This is a genomic window from Mesorhizobium sp. M1050 (genome assembly GCF_040318715.1).
Lineage (GTDB): Bacteria > Pseudomonadota > Alphaproteobacteria > Rhizobiales > Rhizobiaceae > Mesorhizobium.
Genome location: NZ_JAMYMV010000145.1, coordinates 1 through 4933 on the forward strand (window position 1 = coordinate 1; position 4933 = coordinate 4933).

The window sequence follows — 4933 nt, forward strand, 5'->3', positions numbered from 1 at the left end:
CGCTCGGCGGCCAGCAGAACAAAACCAGAAGCAGCGGACAACTCGTGTGCTACCTAAACCGGACAACTTAATTCGCTATCGACAGGAGTTGGCTGCCGATCTGCTTCGCATTCGTCTGCGGCTCTCCGCTCCCGCGCTGTTCGGCATGATCCGCCGGCCGGATGACGAGGATTAATTGACGCGTAAAGCCAGCCCGACCATTGCGCTGTTTCCCGAAGCGAGTTTCGGACCTGCATTGAATTGCGTCGGCTTCGCGCAGGCACTGCGTGTAAGAGGCGCCCGGTCCAGGGACGGGCACGACATGGCCCGCCGTGCGGGCGAGACTGGCGTCGGCGAGCATATCGGCCGCGATGCCTGGACCGAAGGAGTACTGAGAGAGCGATTCTCGGCCTGCTGGCCGACGACGCCATGCGCGCCCGCCTAGGGGACAATGCAGCCAAATGGCGCTGAGACCTGGAGCGGAGTAGCCGCGCAAGCCATACTCTCTCGGATACGGACATGAACGAAATGCCTGACCAAATCACGAATATCTCGCTCTCCAGCCGCAACGATCCCAAAGCCTGGTTGACCCAGCACGGCATCAACGAGGTCGAGTGCCTGGTGCCCGACATGAACAGCGTCCTGCGCGGCAAGGCCTTGCCGACGGCCAAATTCCTGCAGGCGCTGGAAGACCGCGCGCTCTATCTGCCGAGCAGCGCCTTCCTGGTCAGCATCGATGGCCGCTATTCCGGTTCGGTCGACGAGGGTTTTGCCTATTCCGACCCCGACATGCGCATGGTTCCTGACGTTTCGACGCTCTGCCTGGCGCCCGGCGCCGGTGCTGGCAAGGCCTATGTCTTTGCCGATGCCTTCCACATGGACGGCAGGCCATGGATGGCGTCGCCACGCCATGTGCTGCGGGCCGTGCTCGATCTCTACCACCAGCGCGGCTGGCGGGCGGTGGTGGCGCCGGAGCTCGAATTCTATCTGACCGCGCCCAATCCCGATCCCGACCGACCGCTGATAGCGCCGGTCGGCAGCAATGGCCGCGCTGAAACCGTACAGCATCCCTATGACATGGCGGCGCTCGAGGAATTCGAGCCGGTGATCCGCCGCATCTATGATTATGCGGCGGCGGTAGGGTTGCCACTCGACACGCTGATCCATGAATCAGGTACGGCACAGCTGGAGATCAACTTCCTGCATGGCGACGCGTTGCCGCTGGCCGACAAGGTGCTGCTGTTCAAGCGGCTGACGCGGCAGGCCGCGCAGCAGAACGGCATCCATGCAACCTTCATGGCCAAGCCGATCGCGGCACAGGCCGGCAGCTCGATGCATCTGCACATGTCCATCATCGACGAGGCCGGCAAGACGCTGTTTGCCAACACTGATGATGCCGATACCGAGATGTTCGGCCATTTCATCGGCGGCCTGCAGAAATATGTCCCCGAAATCATGCTGCTGTTCGCGCCGAACGTGAACTCGTTCCGCCGCATAAGGCCGAACCACAGCGCGCCGGCCAACATCGAATGGTCGCATGACAATCGCTCCTGCGGCCTACGCGTGCCGGCTGGCGGCCGTGCCGCTCGGCGGGTGGAGAACCGGCTTCCGGGAGCTGATTCCAATCCCTACCTGGCAATCGCCGGCTCGCTGCTTGCCGGCTATCTCGGCGTCGAGCAAAAGATCGCACGGTCGGCCGAGGCGTCGGGCAACGCCTACAAGATCAAAAGCACGCTGCCGAAGACCATGGAGGAGGCGCTTGACCGTTTCGCTGCTTGCGACCCGGTGCGGGAACTGCTCGGCGAGGATTTCTTCCAGACTTATCTGCGCGTCAAGAGTGTGGAGCTCGATCTGTTCCAGGGCGTGGTGACGAGCTGGGAACGCGATCACCTGCTGCTGAAGGTGTGATGATGGGCTTCAATTCCGAGGGCTTCAATTCCGGTTTGGATATCGGCAAATCCTACTATGCCGCGACGGCTAATCCGTCGCCGGATCATCCTGCCCTGCAGGGCGATGTCGACGCTGACCTTGTCGTGGTCGGCGGCGGCTGCACCGGCCTGTCCGCCGCCCTTCATGCCGCCGAGCGCGGCTTGAAGGTGGTGCTGCTCGAAGGCGGCAAGATCGGCTGGGGCGCGTCGGGGCGCAATGGCGGCCAGATGATCCCCGGCCTGCGCAAGGGCGCCAAGGGTCTGGTCAAGCTCTATGGGCCCGAGCGGGCAAAGGTGCTGTTCGATCTCGCCTTCGAGGCGCGCGGCCTGGTGCTCGATATCATCGAACGCCACGCCATCGATTGCGATCTCAGGCTGACCGGCCATCTGGTTGGCGCGGTCAACGGCTCCGATCTCAGAGACCTTGAGGAAGAGGCCGAGTGCCTGGCCACGGTGATGAAGTTCCCGCACGCCGAAATCCTGTCAGCGGCGGAGGCACGTAGCAAGGTCGATACGCCCTATCACGGCGCGATGTACGAGCCGCTTGGCGGCCACATGCACCCGCTGAACTACACGCTCGGCCTTGCCCGCGCCGCAGTCGCTGTCGGCGTCACCATTCACGAGAATTCGGTTGCCGTGCGGCTGGAGCGCGAGCCTTCGAATCCGGGTTTCGACATCAAAGGGGTCGGTCCGGGCAAAACATGTCGTGCTGGCGGGCGATGCGCTGCTCAACGGACTGGAGCCGCGCGTCAACAGTCGCATCATGCCGGTCGGCAACTACATCGTCGCCACCGAGCCGCTGGAAGGCAAATGCAATGTCATCCCGGCCAATGTCGCGGTATCCGACACGCGTTTGTCGTCAATTACTACCGGATGTCGGCGGATGGACGGCTGCTGTTTGGCGGCGGCGAGCGCTACACGCCGTCGCCGCCGGCCGACATTGCCGGCTTCGTGCGGCCGCATATGGAAGCCACTTTCCCACAGCTGAAGGACTGCCGCATCGATCATGCCTGGGGCGGGCTGGTGTCGGTGACGACATCGCGGCTGCCGCATGTCGGACACTATGGCGAGGTCTATTTCGCGCACGGCTATTCCGGCAAGGGCGTCATCCTGTCGACGCTGTCGGGCAAGCTGCTGGCCGAAGCGATGACCGGCGATGCCTCGCGGCTCGACCTGTTCTCGACGCTGACCCCAATGCCATTCCCCGGCGGCACGGCGCTGCGCGGTCCGCTCTATGTGCTGGGGATGCTGTGGTACGCAATGCGTGATCGGATTAAGCATTGAGGACTTCGTCGGTGTCATCGTCGCTCGAGGATGACGAACCTGATGTAGTAGATGCTAACTGCACATACGAAACACGTGTTCGCAATACGACCTTTTTGAATCCGGAGCCGATGCGATGGTCAAGTTCCTGCCGCTCAAACAGGCCGTTGCGGAGAATTTGAACCATGGCGACACCGCTGCCTTCGAGGGTTTCACCCATCTGATCCCGACGGCGGCGGCGCATGAGGCGATCCGCCAGGGGTTTCGCGACCTGACATTGATCCGCATGACGCCGGACCTGATCTACGACCAGATGATCGGCATGGGCATGGCGAAGAAAATCGTCTTCTCCTATCTCGGCAATCCCGGCGTTGGCCTGCTGCGGCGCGCCCGCGATGCCATCGAGAACGGTTATCCGCGCGCGCTCGAGGTCGAGGAGCACAGCCATGCCGGCATGGCCAACGCCTATGAGGCGGGTGCTGCCGGCCTGCCTTGCGCGATGTTTCGCGGCTATCGCGGCGCTGGGCTGGCGGCGGTCAATCCGAACATCAAATCGGTGACCTGCCCGTTCACCGGCGAGGTGCTGGCGGCTGTCCCTTCGATCCGGCCCGACGTCACCTTCATCCACGCGCAGAAGGCCGACAGGAAGGGCAATGTGCTGGTCGAGGGTATTATCGGCATCCAGAAGGAAGCGGTGCTGGCGGCCAGGCGCGCGGTGGTGACGGTCGAGGAAGTGGTCGACAATTTCGACGATCTGCACCCCAATCTGACCGTACTGCCGCGCTGGACGATCGCGGCGATATCCGTCGTGCCGGGTGGCTCACATCCGTCCTACGCGCACGGTTATTATGCGCGCGACAATGCCGCCTATCTCGAATGGGACGAGATCGCCGCCGACCGGGAGAAATTCCAGGCTTGGATGCAGGCCAACGTCATCGAGAAGAGCGCCGACGATTTCGCGGCCCGCGTCGAGCATCTGAGGAAAGCGGCATGAGCGACGATCAACTGGGTTTCACCCCCAACGAGATGATGACCATCGCCGCCAGCCGTGCGCTGCGGAATGACGATGTCTGCTTCGTCGGAATCGGCGCACCGTCGGCCGCTTGCAATGTGGCGCGGCTGACGCATGCGCCCGACATCACGCTGATCTACGAGAGCGGCACGATCGGCACCGCGCCCGACGTGCTGCCGCTGTCGATCGGCGACGGCGAATTGTGCGAGACCGCTGTGACCACCGTCGCGGTGCCGGAGATGTTCCGCTATTGGCTGCAGGGCGGCCGCATCTCGATCGGCTTCCTCGGTGCGGCGCAGCTCGACAAGTTCGGTAACATCAACACCACCGTCATCGGCGACTATTTCCATCCCAAGACCAGGCTGCCCGGCGGCGGCGGCGCGCCGGAGATCGCGACGTCGTCGAAGGAGATCTACATCACCATGGCGCAGACCAAGCGCGGCATGGTCGAAAAGATCGACTTCTTCACCTCCTTCGGCCACGGCGAGGGTGGCGATCATCGCAAGCGGCTTGGCATCGACACCGCAGGCCCCACATTATTGATCACCGATCTCGCCATCTGGAAGCCGGATCCGGTGACGAAGGAATTCACTGTCGTCTCGCTGCATCCCGGCGTCACGCGCCAGCAGGTGCAGGAGAGCTGTGGCTGGGTGGTTAAGTTCGCCCAGGCGCTTGACGAAACGCCGGCGCCAAGCGAACTCGAACTCACGACATTGCGCGACCTGCAGGCCCGCACCAAGGCGGCGCATGA

General features: G+C 63.2%; 5 protein-coding genes. All 5 read left to right on the plus strand.

The window, feature by feature from the left end; translation table 11 throughout:
* Window positions 1-175 precede the first annotated feature (175 nt).
* On the plus strand, window positions 176-424 hold the full coding sequence (locus tag NKH57_RS33380; RefSeq protein ID WP_352950585.1) for a hypothetical protein: 249 nt from the start codon (window positions 176-178) through the stop codon (window positions 422-424).
* 83 nt (window positions 425-507) lie between these two features.
* Window positions 508-1887 (plus strand): glutamine synthetase family protein, encoded by a 1380-nt coding sequence (locus NKH57_RS33385; RefSeq protein WP_352950593.1) that lies wholly within the window; start codon window positions 508-510, stop codon window positions 1885-1887.
* 2 nt (window positions 1888-1889) lie between these two features.
* The gene (locus NKH57_RS33390) at window positions 1890-3191 is read left to right on the plus strand and encodes an NAD(P)/FAD-dependent oxidoreductase (RefSeq protein WP_352950587.1); all 1302 of its coding nucleotides are present in this window, start codon (window positions 1890-1892) and stop codon (window positions 3189-3191) included.
* 115 nt (window positions 3192-3306) lie between these two features.
* A complete protein-coding gene (locus NKH57_RS33395; protein WP_352950589.1) occupies window positions 3307-4164 on the plus strand; it encodes a CoA transferase subunit A in 858 nt (285 codons plus the stop codon).
* Window positions 4161-4933, plus strand: a 773-nt coding sequence (locus NKH57_RS33400; protein WP_352950591.1) for a CoA-transferase subunit beta, incomplete at its 3' end; no start/stop codon positions are given. The genes NKH57_RS33395 and NKH57_RS33400, both read left to right, overlap by 4 nt.

Coding starts and splice junctions, on each gene's coding strand:
- NKH57_RS33390 (WP_352950587.1), top strand. CDS start 1,890: ATGGGCTTCAATTCCGAGGGCTTCAATTCCGGTTTGGATATCGGCAAA.
- NKH57_RS33385 (WP_352950593.1), top strand. CDS start 508: ATGCCTGACCAAATCACGAATATCTCGCTCTCCAGCCGCAACGATCCC.
- NKH57_RS33395 (WP_352950589.1), top strand. CDS start 3,307: ATGGTCAAGTTCCTGCCGCTCAAACAGGCCGTTGCGGAGAATTTGAAC.